Here is a 14,889-nt window from a genome sequence, read left to right as displayed (position 1 = left end):
GACGGAGGGCTTAGTTGGTTACGACCGAGCCGTCTGTGTTGTATGTAGCGATACCTTCGCCAAACCATTTGACCAGCATCTCGTTGAGCGTGCCGTCCGCCTTCATGGACGAAATAGCGTCATCGAACTTGCCGCGCAGTTCTGCGTCGCTCTCGCGCAGGCCCATGCCGATGCCACCGCCCAGCGGGACAAGATCGCCGACAAAGACCAGCTCGCCACCGGATTCCTCAACAATCGGGACCAAGAAGTCATAGTCCGCCAGCACCGCATCCGCTTCGCCGTTGCGCACGGCGGCGATGGTTTCTTCGGGGGTGGCGAATTCGACCAGAGTCGCGCCGGATTCAGCAACGTGACCGGCCTGAATGGTTGCGGTCTGTGCAGCGACGATGCCACCTTTCGTGTCAGCGCCATCTGAAGCAGCTACGTAAGCTGAGGCGGTCGGCGGGTAGTAGTTCTGGGTAAAGTCGATGACCTCATCGCGTTCGTCAGTGATCGACATGCCGGCGATGATGGTATCGTAGTTGCCCGAGACCAGGTTCGGAATGATCGAATCCCAGTCGTTCTTGACCCATTCGCATTCCAGACCAGCGCGCTTGCACAGCTCGTCACCGACTTCACGCTCGAAGCCGTCGATCTCACCAGCATCATTGATGAAGTTGTACGGAGGGTAGGCGCCCTCGGTGCCCATGCGCACAGTTTCGGCCATTGCGATACCGGCGGTCAACGCCAGTGCTGCGGTGGTCAGAATCAGGTTTTTCATGAGTTACTCCCCTTTATTGGTTCTGTCCGTTGGTTAAGCCGCCTGAGTGGCGGAGAGAAAGCCCTGAAGCCGTTCGGATTCAGGGGCAGTGAAAATGTCTTCGGCTGAACCCTCTTCTTCGATCAGGCCCTGATGCAGGAACACAACGTGGCTGGAGATATCCGCAGCCATCTTCATGTCATGGGTCACGATGATCATGGTGCGGCCTTCTGCGGCCAGATCCTTGATCACTTTGATCACTTCCTGTTCCAGTTCGGGATCGAGCGCTGAGGTCGGTTCGTCAAACAGCAGCGCCTGAGGTTCCATGCACAGCCCACGTGCGATTGCGGCGCGTTGTTGCTGTCCGCCCGATAGTTGCGCCGGATAGACGTCGCATTTGTCGCCGATGCCGACCTTTTCCAGATATTTGCGCGCGCTGTCTTCGACCTCGGCCTTGTCGCGGCCCATGACAGTGACCGGAGCCTCCATCACATTCTGCAGGATGGTCATATGGGCCCACAGATTGAACTGCTGGAACACCATCGACAGATTTGTGCGGATGCGCAACACCTGCTTGGGATCGGCGGGACGGCGATGATTGTGGCTGCCAGTCCAACGGACGGGCTCGCCTTTGAACAGAATCTCGCCCTCTTGGCTGTCTTCCAACAGATTGCAGCAGCGCAGCAGGGTAGACTTCCCCGAGCCGGATGATCCGATCAGCGACACGACGTCGCCGCGATGCGCGGTGATGTCCACGCCCTTGAGCACCTCGAGTTGGCCAAAGCTTTTGTGCAGGTTCTTGATCTCAATGACGGGAGCGGCGTCTGTCACGGGCAGTCCAGATATGATTGGTGTTGGTGCGGTAATAGGGCTGAAAAATCGGGCTAATGCAATGCGCAATTGACAAGTTCACGCTGCGAAATTGCCAAATCGGGCGGTCGCGCTGTCTAAACTGTCAGTTTGTTGGGCGCATTCTGTGACTCGATGCACCATTATCGACAGGTCAGCCAGATCAATCTCTTGATTGCGGCCCAGAGATTCAGGTCACAGGATTCCGGATCAACCGAGGTGATCCTCAGCGAAACCAAATTTATTGAACTGGCTTGATCCAATCACCAAAACTGTTTGAATTTGGGAATAATTCGTTTTGAGTTAAAGATTGAAATATACGAATTCAATTCACGTAAGGGGCTTCTTGTGATCGCGCTATTATTTGCATTGTTCGCCGGCACGATGGTGCTGGCATACTTTAAGCTGGTCAGAATTTCATACGCATTGTTCGTGCTGACGCTTTTGGCGAGTGCCTACTGGCTGAAGTTTCACGCCACGACCCCCTTAACGATTCAACTGTGAGGTCGTCCAATGTCACCTGAATTTGCTCGTAACATGAATGCGATTGGTGCACTGGCGGTTTGCCTGGTTCTGGTGCTTGCCTTCTACTTTCAGCTTGTCCTTTACGAACTGCCCTGTCCGTTATGTTTGCTCCAACGCGTGGGATTCGTGGCCGTTGGGTTCGGGCTTGCTCTGAACCTGTTATGGGGTACGCGCGCCAGAAACTATGGCATCGTGCTGGTGGCGGCGATCTTTGGGATCAGTGTTTCGATCCGCCAGATCCTGCTGCATATCGTGCCCGGAACAGGGCACTATGGCTCCCCGGTTCTGGGCCTACACTTCTATACCTGGGCGGGAGTCGCGTTTGGTTTGATCATCCTTGGCACCGCAATCATGCTGGTATTCGAGAAGCAGTATGATCTTGCGTCAGACGTTCGGGCAACCGAACGCTTCGGAGGAAGTACATTGGCCAAAACAGCGTTTTTCCTGATTTTGGCATTGGCCGTCGCGAACGCTGGTTCGGCGCTTTTGGAGTGTGGGCCTGGCATCTGTGACGATCCACCGACGGACTACAAGTTTCTGAAAGAGCTTGAAGGCAGCGATTCATAGCGCTGACAACGCCCAAAGGCTTGCCGGTTGATCAGACCTTCGCCGCCTTTTGTCTTGCAAGCGCCGAATCCACATCGCTCACGCCGAGCAGGCTGACGACAAGGCGTAGCAGAGAATCCTCTTCACCGCTGCGGTGCCCATCCGCCAGTGCGACCGACCACATGGCCTGCACAACGGCCAGGCGGTCGTCATAGGCGATCGCCTCTTTGATGGCGCGAGTAAAGCGGACGGTGTCGGGCGCCTCGGCTTCAAGGTCTTCGGCGCGGGCGCGCAGGGCTGCGGCCTCAAATGGCGACAGGCCGTAGCGTTCGGCCGAGATGCGGTCGATTCGGGCCATTTCGGTATCGGCATAGTCGTTGTCGGACCGAGCGATACGCACCAACAGGGCGGTGAGGGCCAGACGGGCATCATCTTCGACAAGCGGGTCGGGCTGCGGCTGCGTGAGCCGGGACAGGAAATCACTGAACATAAGCGTTTATATAGAGATAGCCTAGGTCGCTTCCAAGCGGCTTTGTATCCGCTCGCGTGCCGCTTTGCTGTCGTTGAAGCTGAGGCCCATGGCAATGCGGGCTTCTTCGACGATCTTGACCTCGCCCTCGTCCGAGTTGCCATCGGCCAGCACGACCTCCCACAGGGCGTCAAGCGCGGCCAAGCGTTCCTGAAGATCGGTGGTTTCGCGGATCAGTTTGCCGAATGTATCTGTTTCCGGAGCAGCTGCGTGCAATTTTTCGCAGGTGGCGCGGACCTTGGCGGCCTCGATCGCATTGTGCTGATAAAGTCGCGCAAGAATGCGGTCGATCAGGCTGATCTCTTCCAGCTTGTAGTCGCGGTCGGCCTGCGCGACACGTACCAGCAATGCCCCCAGGGCCAGTTCGGCATCGGGATCGGGCAGTTTGTCATGTTGCGGCGGCCGAAAGGCCTGGAAGAATTTTTTCAACATATCGGCAGGATATTCCGTAATTCGAGGCGCGCCAAGCGGTGCTAGCCCTCATAGCCCTGAATAATCACAAGATCGCCGGTCGAAACCGGATCGCGCAAGGACTTGGCGGCTTGATAGGCATCGCTTTCATAGCAGGCCAGCGCCTGTTCATAGCTGGGAAATTCGATGACAACTGTGCGGGCGCGAGCCTTGCCTTCGGGCTCGCTCCTCTCGCCGCCGCGTACAAGAAACTTGGCCCCGTAATCGGCGAATGGGGCCGCATTGGCAGCAATGTAAGATTTGTAGGTTTCAATGTCGTCTACATCGACATGGGCAACCCAGTATCCTTTGGCCACAAGGTGTCCTCCGCTGGTATCGGATGCAAGGTGCGGAGGAACAGGTTGAAATGCAATCCCCTAAAAGTGGATCATCCACCGGATTGCAGCGCGGCGCGTGCTGAATCCTGTAACCAAGCGGTCATTTGCCGATAGGGAACCGGGCCATAGCTGATCCGGGCCACGCCGAGTTTCGCCAGCGTCGGCGTGTCAGGCGTGCCGGGCAGGGCGATGATGTTGACCGGCAAGTCGGTGGCCGCGCAAAGCTGGCCGATCATGGATTCGTCTTTCAGGCCCGGCGCGAAGAACCCGCTGGCTCCGGCATCGGCGTAGGCTGCCGCGCGGGCCATGGCGTCATCCAGCATCGCTTGATCATGCGTGTCCGGAGCGGCTTTGAGGAAGATGTCAGTGCGGGCGTTGATGAAGGCGGGAACACCGGCCACGTCACAGCTTTCGCGCATCGCAGCGACACGCGCTGCCTGTGTTTCAATGTCATAAAGATCTTTAGTTCCAACGACCTGATCTTCGAAGTTAAAGCCGATTACTCCGGTTTCCAGCGCGCGTTTGACATTGGCCGATATGCCAAAAGTATCCTCGGCATAAGCGCCTTCGAGGTCCATGGTGACCGGTATATCAACCGCCTCGACAATGCGGCGAGCGTTGTCTAACGCCAACTCAAACGGGATGTTCTGGCCGTCCGAAAACCCCTGCGCCATCGCGACCGGAGCACTGCCAGTCGCCAGCGCTTTGGCCCCTGCATCGCGTACAGCGACGGCGCTGCCGGGGTCCCAAATGTTATAGAGGATGACCGGATCACCCTTCTTGTGCAGGGCGGCAAATGTTTCTGCTTGGGTAATCTGATCGGTCATGGCCGGTCTCCTGTCGCTGCTATGGCGGCAGTTAACCGTGCAAACCGCCGGCGCGTAAAGATATTTCGCGCCGACTGGTACAAATCTGTTATCGGCCCGTGATCAGACCAGACGCGAGGTGTCTTTCGCGGCGCGCACGAATTCGCGGAACAGGGGGTGCGGGTCGAAGGGTTTGGATTTCAGTTCCGGGTGATACTGAACACCAATAAACCATGGGTGATCCGACCATTCGACGATTTCCGGCAGGCGACCATCCGGGGACATGCCCGAGAAATTCAGGCCTGCCTTTTCCAGTTTGTCGCGGTACTTGATGTCGACCTCGTAGCGGTGACGGTGGCGTTCCTCAATCTGGGTGCCGCCATAGACTTCCGCGACCTTCGAGCCTTCGGCCAGAACCGCATCATAGGCGCCCAAACGCATGGTGCCGCCCTTGTCGTCTCCGACTTTGCGTTCGACCTTGTGGTTGCCCTGCACCCATTCTTTCAGGTGGTAAACAACGGGTTCAAAACGCTTTTTGCCAGCCTCGTGGTCGAATTCCTCGGACCCGGCTTCGGTGATTCCCGCCGCGTTGCGTGCGGCTTCGATCACGGCCATCTGCATGCCCAGACAGATGCCCAGATAGGGCACTTTGTGTTCACGCGCATATTGAGCGGCCTTGATCTTGCCTTCTGTCCCACGCTCGCCAAAGCCGCCGGGGACCAGGATGGCGTGGAAGCCTTCCAGATGAGGTGCGGCGTCTTCGTTGTCAAACACCTCGGCATCGACCCACTCGATCTTGACGCGGACGCGGTTGGCCATGCCGCCATGGGTCAGGGCCTCGGCAATTGACTTATAGGCATCTTCAAGCTGGGTGTATTTGCCGACGATGGCTACTTTCACTTCGCCTTCGGCGTTGTGAATGCGGTCGCTGACGTCTTCCCATTTGGCCAGATCGGGCTTGGGGGCCGGGCTGATCTGGAATGCGTCCAGAACCGCCTGATCCAGACCTTCACGGTGATAGGCCAGCGGGGCGTCGTAGATGGTGCTGAGGTCTTGTGCGGCAATCACGCTGTCAGGGCGGACATTGCAGAAAAGGGCCAGCTTTTCGCGTTCTTTGGTTGGAATCGGTCCCTCGGACCGGCAGACCAGAATGTCGGGGGCTAGACCGATCGAGCGCAACTCTTTCACCGAGTGCTGGGTCGGCTTGGTTTTCAACTCGCCCGATGCTTTGATATAGGGCAGCAGCGTCAGGTGCATGAAGATACACTGACCGCGCGGCTTGTCCTGACTGAACTGGCGGATCGCTTCAAAGAAGGGCAGGCCCTCAATATCACCTACGGTGCCGCCGATTTCACAGAGCATGAAATCAACTTCATCCTCGCCAATCGCGATGAAATCCTTGATCTCATTCGTGACGTGCGGGATCACCTGAATGGTTTTGCCGAGGTAATCTCCACGGCGCTCTTTCTCCAGCACATTGGAATAAATCCGCCCCGAGCTGACCGAGTCGGTCTTACGTGCCGCCACACCGGTGAAGCGTTCGTAATGGCCAAGGTCCAGATCGGTTTCAGCGCCGTCATCGGTGACGAATACTTCGCCATGTTCGAAGGGCGACATGGTGCCCGGATCGACGTTTAGATAGGGGTCCAGCTTGCGCAGACGCACCGAATATCCCCGGGCCTGCAACAGCGATCCCAACGCCGCCGAAGCCAGTCCTTTGCCCAAGGACGAAACCACACCACCAGTGATGAAAATAAAACGCGCCATGTTTTTCGGCTGCTCCCGTGAGACGTCATTATTAGCTGCCCGGCGGTTCGAAAAAACCGCTGCATCACGGGACTTCACGTATAAAGGATTCGCGCACATAGCGCAAGAGAACCGCAAGATGCTGTTGCAGTTCCCTTATGAATTTCTAGGTTTTGTGGCTTAGTCGCCAGCCTGCGGGATCAGCGGAGCATTGTCGCCTTGCGCCGGCGGCAACAATTCATCTGCCGATGGGACTGCCGGAGCGCTTTCCTCAGCCGGGGCCGGGGCAGGCACGCCCAAACGGTCAATCACTGAGCTGCCAGAAGATTTCTGGGCCGCCAGAATCGTCAGCGTGATCGAGGTGACGATAAAGCACGCGGCCAGGATCCATGTCAGCTTGCCCAACGCCGTTGCTGCCGCGCGGCCCGTCATGGCCCCGCCGCCACCGCCACCCATACCAAGGCCGCCGCCTTCGGAACGTTGCATCAGCACAACGACAATCAGGCCCAAGGCCAGAAGAAGGTGGATGATGAGAACGACGTTTTCCATGGTGGTCCTGTACAGCGTGGCGTGTATCGCGTGGTACTTATGCAAGTTTGCCAGCGGGGGCAAGTCACGAGTTGGCATCACGTGCGGTGATGTTTCATATCACACCAAAGAGACTGGACAGAGCGCTGTTCTGTCGCGCAGGCTGCGCCTCATGCCACATGATGATCACGACCACCCGCACGCCCTGTTGCCTCCCGAACCCGCGCTGCGCGTCAAAGCGCTTGAGACGATTCTGACCCGCAAGGGTCTGATTGATCCTGCAGCGCTGGATGAAATCATCGATACTTATCAGAACAAGATAGGTCCACAGAACGGCGCGCATGTTGTTGCAAAGGCTTGGAGTGATCCCGATTTCAAAGCCTCACTGCTGGCAGACGCCACATCGGTCGTGGCCGATCTGGGGTTTTACGGTCGTCAGGGTGAGCATATGATGGTCGTCGAGAACACGCCTGAACAGCACAACATGGTCGTCTGCACCTTGTGCAGCTGTTACCCGTGGCCGCTGCTAGGAATTCCACCCGGCTGGTACAAATCTGACGCCTACCGCGCCCGTGCCGTGCGTGAGCCACGCAAGGTCCTGTCTGAGTTTGGTGTTACCTTGCCCGAAGGTACATCGGTTCGCGTCTGGGATTCGACGGCCGAAATTCGTTACCTCGTCCTGCCGATGCGCCCAGAGGGCACAGAAGGATTGAACGCGGACGAATTGGCGGCGCTGGTCACCCGCGACAGCATGGTCGGCACTGGGCTACCCAAGGTGCCGTCATGACGCGCGTACATGATATGGGAGGGCGCTTTGGTGATGGTCCGGTGAACCCGGAACCCGAAGACGCGCCGGTGTTTGCCGAAGACTGGCACGGTCGGGCGCTGGCGGTAACGCTCGCTGCGGGGTTTCTGGGGCGATGGAATATCGATGTCTCACGCCACGCGCGCGAAAGGTTGTCTCCTACGGACTACGCGCGGTTTTCTTACTATGAGAAATGGATGTCCGGTCTGGCTGATCTTCTGGTCGAAAAGGGGGTACTGACGCTTGATGATTTGCGCGGTGTTGACGGGGATGGTGTTCATCCTCTGACTGAGCGTACCCTGAAGGCTGACGCCGTCGCAGGCGCCTTGGCCAAGGGCGGACCCGCAGATCGCGCGTCGAACGTCGCAGTTCGGTTTCAAACCGGGCAAGCCGTTCGAACCCTGGGCCAGAGCGCCAATCGACTGGTTGATGGCGGCCACACCCGGTTGCCGATCTATGCCGCGGGTGCAACGGGTCGCATCCTCAGGCTGCATGGCACTCATGTCCTGCCGGATTCCAACGCCCATGGGTTGGGTGAAGCCCCCGAGCCGCTATATGCGGTCGTGTTTCCCGCCTCAGAACTTTGGGCAAACCCTGAGCACCCGGCGGATGAAGTCGTGCTGGACCTCTGGCAGTCTTATTTGGAGCCCGCATGAGCGATTGTATCACTCACTCGGCCCCCGAGCCGGTTTTTGCTGAGCCTTGGCACGCACAGGTTTTTGCGGTAACAGTGGCCTTGAACGAAGCGGGCCGGTTTGATTGGCCGGACTGGGCGGAACGGTTTTCCAATACTTTGAAACGGAACGGCCTCAAAAAAGATCTGGATGGTGGGGACGATTACTTTCACGCTTGGTTGGAGACCTTGGAGGCGCTGCTGGCTGAGCAGGGGGAAGCGCCCACTGATGATGTCCAGGATCTTCGCAATGCATGGGAAGAGGCTTACCTGACAACACCCCACGGTCATCCCGTACAATTGCGCTAAAAGCAGAGGGGGCGCTGCCCCCGCCGCCCGTCCGGGCGACTCCCCCGAGGTACTTTTGGCCAGATGAAGCAGGGGATCCGCTCTTCATCTGGCCAAAATCACCTCCACCGGAGGCATCGCGCGCAGCACGATTTGTGTCTGCGGCGAAATATCGGTTTCCCTGCCGTCTGTGCCCGGCTATATGAGCCGGGTTTGAATATTCAGCGCAAAAGGACCGGATATGGCCAACGTGGTTGTTGTCGGCGCCCAGTGGGGCGACGAAGGAAAAGGCAAGATCGTCGACTGGCTCAGTGAGCGAGCGGATGTGATCGCGCGTTTTCAGGGTGGACATAATGCCGGGCACACGCTGGTCATTGAGGGTGAGGTTTACAAACTGCATGCGCTACCTTCGGGCGTCGTACGCGGTGGAAAGCTGAGCGTGATCGGCAATGGGGTCGTTTTGGACCCTTGGCACCTGATCAAAGAGATCGGTACGATCCGCGCGCAGGGTGTCGATATCACGCCCCAGACGCTGATGATTGCCGAGAACACCCCGCTGATCCTACCGTTCCATGGCGAGCTGGATCGTGCGCGCGAAAGCCAGAACTCGGTGGCCAAGATCGGCACGACCGGTCGCGGGATCGGTCCATGCTATGAAGACAAGGTTGGTCGGCGTGTGATCCGGGTGGCTGATCTGGCTGATGATGCGACGCTAGCGCTGCGGGTCGATCGGGCCTTGGTCCATCACAATGCGCTGCGCAATGGGCTGGGGTTGGAACCAATTGATCGCGATGCATTGATTGCGCAGTTGAAAGAGATCGCGCCGCAGATTTTGCCTTTCGCAGCACCGGTGTGGAAGGTGCTGAACGAGAAGCGCAAGGCAGGCAAGCGAATCCTGTTCGAAGGCGCACAGGGTGCGCTGCTGGATATCGATTTCGGGACCTATCCGTTTGTGACATCGTCGAATGTGATTGCGGGCCAGGCCTCGACAGGCGTTGGGATTGGACCGGGTTCGATCGACTTCGTTTTGGGCATCGTCAAGGCGTACACGACCCGCGTGGGTGAGGGGCCTTTCCCAACCGAATTAGACGACGAAGATGGCCAACGCCTGGGCGAACGGGGGCATGAGTTCGGCACCACGACGGGGCGCAAACGCCGTTGTGGTTGGTTCGATGCCTGTCTGGTACGCCAAACCTGCGCGACCAGCGGTGTGAACGGCATCTCCCTGACCAAGCTGGATGTGTTGGACGGGTTCGAGACGCTGAAAATTTGTGTCGGGTATGGGCTGGATGGCGATCGTCTGGACTATCTGCCGACCGCCGCCGACCAGCAAGCACGTTGCACGCCGATTTACGAAGAGATGCCGGGCTGGAGCGAATCCACCGAAGGCGCGCGCAGTTGGGCAGACTTGCCTGCGAACGCGATCAAATACGTGCGCCGCGTCGAGGAATTGATCGAATGTCCGGTCGCCCTTTTGTCCACCAGCCCGGAGCGGGAGGACACCATTCTGGTGACCGACCCGTTTGCAGATTGATGAGCAGCAACGACAAACCCGGCCTCAGCTATAAGGCACGTCGGCGGTGGTCATTGGTGCTGCTGCTGATCGGGCTCCCCATCTATATCGTTGCGGTTGTGACAATCGTGAACTGGTTGGATCGCCCGCCGATCTGGCTGGAACTTCTGGTATATGTCGCGCTTGGCATTGTCTGGGCGTTGCCGTTCAAATTTGTCTTCCGCGGGGTGGGCAAAGAGGACCCGGATCAAGATCAAAGCTAAGCCGCCCGATTGTTTTGGTGTCTTCTGCGTGGCACGATGTTTGCGACTTTCTTTCGCGGCAACCAGAGGCAGATAGGGCATGAAAAACCGGGTATTAGCGGCGGTTACCACAACATGTATCGCGAGCAGCGCTCAGGCCGATGATTGGCGCTATACCATTGCGCCTTATTTCTGGGGGCCGGAATTCAGAACCTCACTGGACGTGGGACCAAACCCGCCGGTGAACGGGGATACCTCGATCTTCGACATTCTGAAGGGCGCGTTCCTGATCGCTGGTCAGGCCCGAAATGGGCGTTGGACCATTGGTGGTGAGTTCAATTATCTCAATTTGGGTGACGATGTCTCGGTCGGTCGGTTTGACGATGCAGCCAGTTGGGATCTTGAGGGCACGATGGTCTCACTGGCGGCCAGCTATGCGGTCTATCAGGATGATCGGTCACGGTTGGAAGCGTTGGCCGGGCTGCGCCATTGGGACCTGGATGTTTCGACCACCGTGCTGGATCGCACCTTCAGCACAGATCAAAGCTGGACCGACCCGTTGATCGGCGCACGCTATAACTACGCGCTGAATGATCGCTGGAGCCTCACAGCGATGGGCAATATCGGCGGCTTCGGTTATGGCTCGGAATTCCAGTGGGAGGCGCTGGTGCAGGCTAGTTGGAATTGGCGTGAGAATATCAACGTTGCGGGCGGGTATCGCCATCTGGATGTTGAGTTTGAAGACGGGCGCGATGTGATTGATCTGATCCTGACCGGCCCTTACGTGGCGCTGGCGTTCAACTTCTGAACTTGATTGGCTTTTTGGCTGCCAGCCACGGAACGAAAAAGGGCCAGAGTTTCCTCTGGCCCAATTTTGTCTTGAGGGGGTATTTGGGGGATCTTGGTGTCAGCCAGCGGCACGCTCGTCGTCGTTCGGGCGGAACCCGATTTGGGTTGAGGCGGCGAAACGGCCACCTCCGGCCTTTTCGATTTTGCCGTCCCGCAGCAACTGACCGAATGAGCGCAAGCTTTCTTCGCGGTTAAACGAGTCCTGCTTGAGCGAGCGAACTTTGTTCATCAGCTGTGGACGCGAGAACTGCTCCTGACCTTCGATGAAGGACAGATAAGCCGCGGCAGCTTCCAGCAGGTCGAGTAGTGATTGGGCACCCTGTTCTTGCGCAAAGGCTGCAAAACCACCTTCTTCATCTGCAGTTTCCTCGTCCGCCGAGGTGACACGGCGCGGTGTCACCGGGCCGGTGTCAGCCGTTTCGGTATCCACCCGCTGTTCAGCCACCAGTTTCAATGGTGCGGCAGCATCCGGGGTGGGGCGTTCACTGGTGACCTCGATCTCGGGTCGGCGTGGATTGACGACCGAGGCCAGATCACCGCGATAATCATCCTCGGGGGTCTGAGATTTGTCTGCGCCATCTTCGCGGTCTGCTTCGGTTGCAGCAACGGCAGTGCGCAGGTGAGAATATGTTTCGCGCTGGCCGCTGGTGGCAGGATCATCCATATGGGCGCCCGCTTCGTCCATCAGGCGCGAGACGTCCTGATCCAGACCCGTCATATCGGGCAGCTCAGCCGTCGTGTTTGCCGCCAGCTCGGTTTCTACCAGCGCCATTTCGTCAAGCAGCAGCGCCTCATCCTCGGCCGAGATGACGCCATGGGTGAGGCCGGTAAGATCCGGTGATGTTTCATCTTCGTCGGTGTCGTCTTCGTCGGTGTCGTCCTGGCCATTCAGAATGTTTGACGGGCCTTCGTCTTCAGTTTCAGGGTCGTCGTCGAGGTCCGAGAACAACACGTCCTTGTCCGTGACATAGGCTGCCGGCTGTTCGGGCGCTTCGTCCTCGTCTTCAAGTTCGGCAGTGATCGCCGGTGAGATGATCGGGGCTGCTTCGACTTCGTCCTGCTTGATGGCGGCAGGCGCGAGTGGTTCTTCGTCCTGAACGGGCAGCTCAGCGATCGTTGCCATTTGCTCGGGTTCGGCAGGCTGTTCGACCTGCGGGGCCGTTGCCGGAGCGTCGTCCGTAGCAGTGTCTTCCAGATCGGTCGGGCTCAGCGCGCCGGACTCAAAAGCAGCAGAAATTGCATCGACCTTTGGCTTCACGGGCTGCAGATAGCTGACGTCTTCGTCTTCAGAGTATCCGGCAGGGGCAGCATCGGAATGCGAAACAACAGCCCGGATTCGCTGCAGCTTGGCTGCGATACTGTCAGCGGCGGGAGCATCTTCGGATTGCGGAGCAGACGGAGCAGGGGGAACAACATCCGCGACAGGCTGAACAGGCTCAGGTGCTGTGGCTGGCGCAATTGCAGCGGGGGTCGGTGCTGCAACCGGGGCGGTTTCCGTTGCGCGCAGCAACAGGCCGGTCTCGTTCTGGCTGGCTTCAACCTTCTGTGCGGCGTCCCGCTGTGCGATCCGGGTCAGCATCTCGGCGTCAGGCTGAGGGGGTTCCGATCCGAAGTATCGGTCATCCGCTGCAAGGTCCCGGAAATACTCGGCGATCGCCTTCATTGTTTCAAATGAATCGTCAAAGCCTTCGAGGGTGCACGAGAAGGTGCCGTATGAAACGGTGAGTACCTTGTTGTTCTGTACCATCAGACGCATGTCCTTTACAAACTACCAGGTCGACTACCAGACACAGCAGGGGCAACCGACTCGAAACTCTAGCCATGAAGCTATCATTTTGTGGTTTCATTATGTCCAAAACTGGAAAATATGGTCAATCTTGTGGAAAATGGGGCAATTGTTCGCTCTGGCGGGCCAATCGGGCTGTTTGGTGGGGGCGAAATCTGTTCAGAGGATGTGAATCTGGTGCTAAATCGCGTCAATTCTGCCGTTGCGGCGGATGGCGGTGCGGCTGCGTTGATTGATTCGGAACGGATGCCGGACGCAGTGATCGGCGATTTGGACTCGATTACGGCAGAATATCGGGCCCGGATTCCCAAGGATCGGTTGTTCCGGATATCCGAGCAGAACAGCACCGATTTTGACAAGGCGCTGCGCAATATGGATGCGCCTGTGGTGCTGGCAGCAGGATTTCTGGGCGCGCGGGTGGATCATCAGTTGGTGGCGTTCAATACTCTGGTTCGGTTGCAGGATCGGCCTTGTGTCCTGTTGGGTGCACGAGAAATTGTCTTTCATGCGCCACCCAGGATCAGTCTGGAGCTCACGGCAGGAGACACGGTTTCATTGTTTCCGCTACGGCGGGTGACCGGTCGCAGCGAGGGGCTGGAATGGCCGATTGATGATCTGGTGCTAGAACCGGACGGGCAGGTCGGAACCTCAAACCGAGCGCTAGGAGCGCTAACGCTTGAGGTCGATGGACCCGGGTTGCTGACGATCCTGCCGCGCGCGGCGTTGGATCAGGTCATGCAGGCGTTTCAGTCGGGCCGGACCGAGCGTTGGCCCGCTCGTGCAGGATAACGTAGAGCCCGGCCGCGATTGTGATGCCGATGCCTAGCGCGGCCAGCCCGTTTGGCAGATCGTGGAAGATCAGCCAGCCGATCAGGGTGGCGACCGGAATCTCTAGATATTGCATCGGGGCCAAAGTCGCAGACGGCGCATAGCGCAGAGACCATGTCATAAGTAGATGCGCCACGGTGCCCAGCACACCGATTCCCAGCAGCAGCCAGAGTGTCTCGCCAGTGGGCATTGTCAGGGACATTGCGGGCAGGCCGATCTGGGAACCCAGCAGGACAATCGGCAGCAAAAAGGCGGTTGCCATGGCCCCCGATACAGCCTGCAGCGCAACCGGGTCCGTTTCCTTGGCGATCTGCCGCGTAACCAGCATGAACAGGGCGAAGACCACCGCAACGATCAGGGGCAGCAAGGCGGGCGCGCCCACTTGTGCAAAGCTGGGTTGGATGACCAGCAAGGTGCCGATGAATCCCACGACACAGGCGACCAGACGTCGGGGGCCGACCTGTTCGCCCAGTACGTATTTGCCCAAAAGCAGCATGATGAAGGGCATTACAAAGGCGATGGCCACGGTATCGGCCAGCGGCATATATTGCAGCGCTGTGAACATCGCTGCGATACCAATGATGTGCAGAAGGGTGCGGATCATCGTCAGGCGCAAAACGCGCGGCATCATCTTCCATGGCTTGCCGGTCATCGCGATCAGTGGGATCAGGATCATCGCCTGAACAGCAAACCGCACCAGTACCAGCAGTCCCAAAGCTGTGGTTTCACCCAACAGCTTTGCCATCCCGTCACCCAGCGGTGCGAGCACGCAAAAACCGAGCATCAAAATGATGCCGAGAACGGGACGATCCTGAGTCATGTGCGCGACGCTAGCGCTTTAGCGGCACA

Annotated in this window: 19 protein-coding genes; 9 read left to right on the top strand and 10 right to left on the bottom strand. The window is 58.2% G+C overall.

What is annotated here, in order from left to right:
* Positions 1–10: 10 nt before the first annotated feature.
* Both I5192_RS09155 and I5192_RS09150 read right to left on the bottom strand, forming a co-directional pair.
* Positions 11–760 carry a transporter substrate-binding domain-containing protein gene (locus tag I5192_RS09155; RefSeq protein ID WP_170393598.1) on the bottom strand — a complete coding sequence of 250 codons (750 nt, stop codon included), beginning with the start codon at positions 758–760 and terminating at the stop codon, positions 11–13.
* A 33-nt stretch (positions 761–793) separates the two neighbouring features.
* Positions 794–1,570 (bottom strand): ABC transporter ATP-binding protein, encoded by a 777-nt coding sequence (locus tag I5192_RS09150; protein ID WP_170393596.1) that lies wholly within the window; start codon positions 1,568–1,570, stop codon positions 794–796.
* Between the two features lie 366 nt (positions 1,571–1,936).
* On the opposite strand from I5192_RS09150, the gene I5192_RS09145 reads away from it, so the two are divergent.
* On the top strand, positions 1,937–2,092 hold the full coding sequence (locus I5192_RS09145; RefSeq protein ID WP_223118239.1) for a DUF5993 family protein: 156 nt from the start codon (positions 1,937–1,939) through the stop codon (positions 2,090–2,092).
* 9 nt (positions 2,093–2,101) lie between these two features.
* Entirely contained in the window at positions 2,102–2,680 is a 579-nt protein-coding gene (locus tag I5192_RS09140) for a disulfide bond formation protein B (protein WP_223118238.1), read from the top strand.
* A 31-nt stretch (positions 2,681–2,711) separates the two neighbouring features.
* Here I5192_RS09140 and I5192_RS09135 read toward each other — a convergent pair whose 3' ends face one another.
* The 6 genes from I5192_RS09135 to secG form a co-directional block, all read right to left on the bottom strand.
* Complete coding sequence (locus I5192_RS09135; RefSeq protein ID WP_170393592.1) at positions 2,712–3,149, bottom strand: TerB family tellurite resistance protein; 438 nt, start codon at positions 3,147–3,149, stop codon at positions 2,712–2,714.
* A 21-nt stretch (positions 3,150–3,170) separates the two neighbouring features.
* Complete coding sequence (locus I5192_RS09130; RefSeq protein WP_170393590.1) at positions 3,171–3,620, bottom strand: TerB family tellurite resistance protein; 450 nt, start codon at positions 3,618–3,620, stop codon at positions 3,171–3,173.
* Between the two features lie 41 nt (positions 3,621–3,661).
* Positions 3,662–3,955, bottom strand: a complete 294-nt coding sequence (locus I5192_RS09125) for a DUF1330 domain-containing protein (protein WP_170563411.1) — start codon at positions 3,953–3,955, stop codon at positions 3,662–3,664.
* A gap of 71 nt (positions 3,956–4,026) precedes the next feature.
* On the bottom strand, positions 4,027–4,803 hold the full coding sequence (locus I5192_RS09120) for an isocitrate lyase/phosphoenolpyruvate mutase family protein (protein ID WP_170393586.1): 777 nt from the start codon (positions 4,801–4,803) through the stop codon (positions 4,027–4,029).
* Positions 4,804–4,905: 102 nt separating this feature from the next.
* On the bottom strand, positions 4,906–6,549 hold the full coding sequence (locus I5192_RS09115) for a CTP synthase (RefSeq protein WP_170393584.1): 1,644 nt from the start codon (positions 6,547–6,549) through the stop codon (positions 4,906–4,908).
* A 159-nt stretch (positions 6,550–6,708) separates the two neighbouring features.
* Positions 6,709–7,077 (bottom strand): preprotein translocase subunit SecG, encoded by a 369-nt coding sequence (secG, locus tag I5192_RS09110; RefSeq protein ID WP_170422417.1) that lies wholly within the window; start codon positions 7,075–7,077, stop codon positions 6,709–6,711.
* 151 nt (positions 7,078–7,228) lie between these two features.
* Between secG and nthA the strand changes: the two genes are divergently transcribed.
* The 6 genes from nthA (at position 7,229) to I5192_RS09080 (ending at position 11,385) form a co-directional block, all read left to right on the top strand.
* Positions 7,229–7,843 (top strand): nitrile hydratase subunit alpha, encoded by a 615-nt coding sequence (nthA, locus tag I5192_RS09105; RefSeq protein ID WP_223118237.1) that lies wholly within the window; start codon positions 7,229–7,231, stop codon positions 7,841–7,843.
* The gene (gene nthB, locus I5192_RS09100; RefSeq protein ID WP_223118236.1) at positions 7,840–8,517 is read left to right on the top strand and encodes a nitrile hydratase subunit beta; all 678 of its coding nucleotides are present in this window, start codon (positions 7,840–7,842) and stop codon (positions 8,515–8,517) included. Before nthA ends, nthB begins: the two co-directional genes overlap by 4 nt.
* A complete protein-coding gene (locus I5192_RS09095) occupies positions 8,514–8,843 on the top strand; it encodes a nitrile hydratase accessory protein (RefSeq protein WP_170404914.1) in 330 nt (109 codons plus the stop codon). The genes nthB and I5192_RS09095 overlap by 4 nt, the downstream gene beginning before the upstream one ends.
* A gap of 220 nt (positions 8,844–9,063) precedes the next feature.
* Positions 9,064–10,356 (top strand): adenylosuccinate synthase, encoded by a 1,293-nt coding sequence (locus I5192_RS09090; RefSeq protein ID WP_223118235.1) that lies wholly within the window; start codon positions 9,064–9,066, stop codon positions 10,354–10,356.
* Positions 10,356–10,598, top strand: coding sequence for a DUF2842 domain-containing protein (locus I5192_RS09085; protein WP_170393574.1), 243 nt, complete (start codon positions 10,356–10,358; stop codon positions 10,596–10,598). Before I5192_RS09090 ends, I5192_RS09085 begins: the two co-directional genes overlap by 1 nt.
* A 79-nt stretch (positions 10,599–10,677) precedes the next feature.
* The gene (locus I5192_RS09080) at positions 10,678–11,385 is read left to right on the top strand and encodes a YfaZ family outer membrane protein (RefSeq protein ID WP_170563396.1); all 708 of its coding nucleotides are present in this window, start codon (positions 10,678–10,680) and stop codon (positions 11,383–11,385) included.
* Positions 11,386–11,484: 99 nt separating this feature from the next.
* Here I5192_RS09080 and I5192_RS09075 read toward each other — a convergent pair whose 3' ends face one another.
* A complete protein-coding gene (locus tag I5192_RS09075) occupies positions 11,485–13,182 on the bottom strand; it encodes a hypothetical protein (protein ID WP_370644446.1) in 1,698 nt (565 codons plus the stop codon).
* Positions 13,183–13,293: 111 nt separating this feature from the next.
* Here I5192_RS09075 and I5192_RS09070 point away from each other — a divergent pair, with 111 nt between their 5' ends.
* On the top strand, positions 13,294–14,001 hold the full coding sequence (locus tag I5192_RS09070) for a thiamine diphosphokinase (protein WP_223118234.1): 708 nt from the start codon (positions 13,294–13,296) through the stop codon (positions 13,999–14,001).
* Here the strand turns inward: I5192_RS09070 and I5192_RS09065 are convergent.
* On the bottom strand, positions 13,946–14,860 hold the full coding sequence (locus I5192_RS09065; protein ID WP_223118233.1) for a DMT family transporter: 915 nt from the start codon (positions 14,858–14,860) through the stop codon (positions 13,946–13,948). The two genes, I5192_RS09070 and I5192_RS09065, sit on opposite strands and share 56 nt — an antisense overlap.
* Positions 14,861–14,889: the final 29 nt, after the last annotated feature.

Origin of the sequence: Ruegeria sp. SCSIO 43209 (assembly GCF_019904295.1) — a bacterium.
In the GTDB taxonomy this organism is placed as follows: Bacteria; Pseudomonadota; Alphaproteobacteria; order Rhodobacterales; family Rhodobacteraceae; genus Ruegeria.
This window is presented reverse-complemented; position numbering and strand designations above follow the sequence as displayed.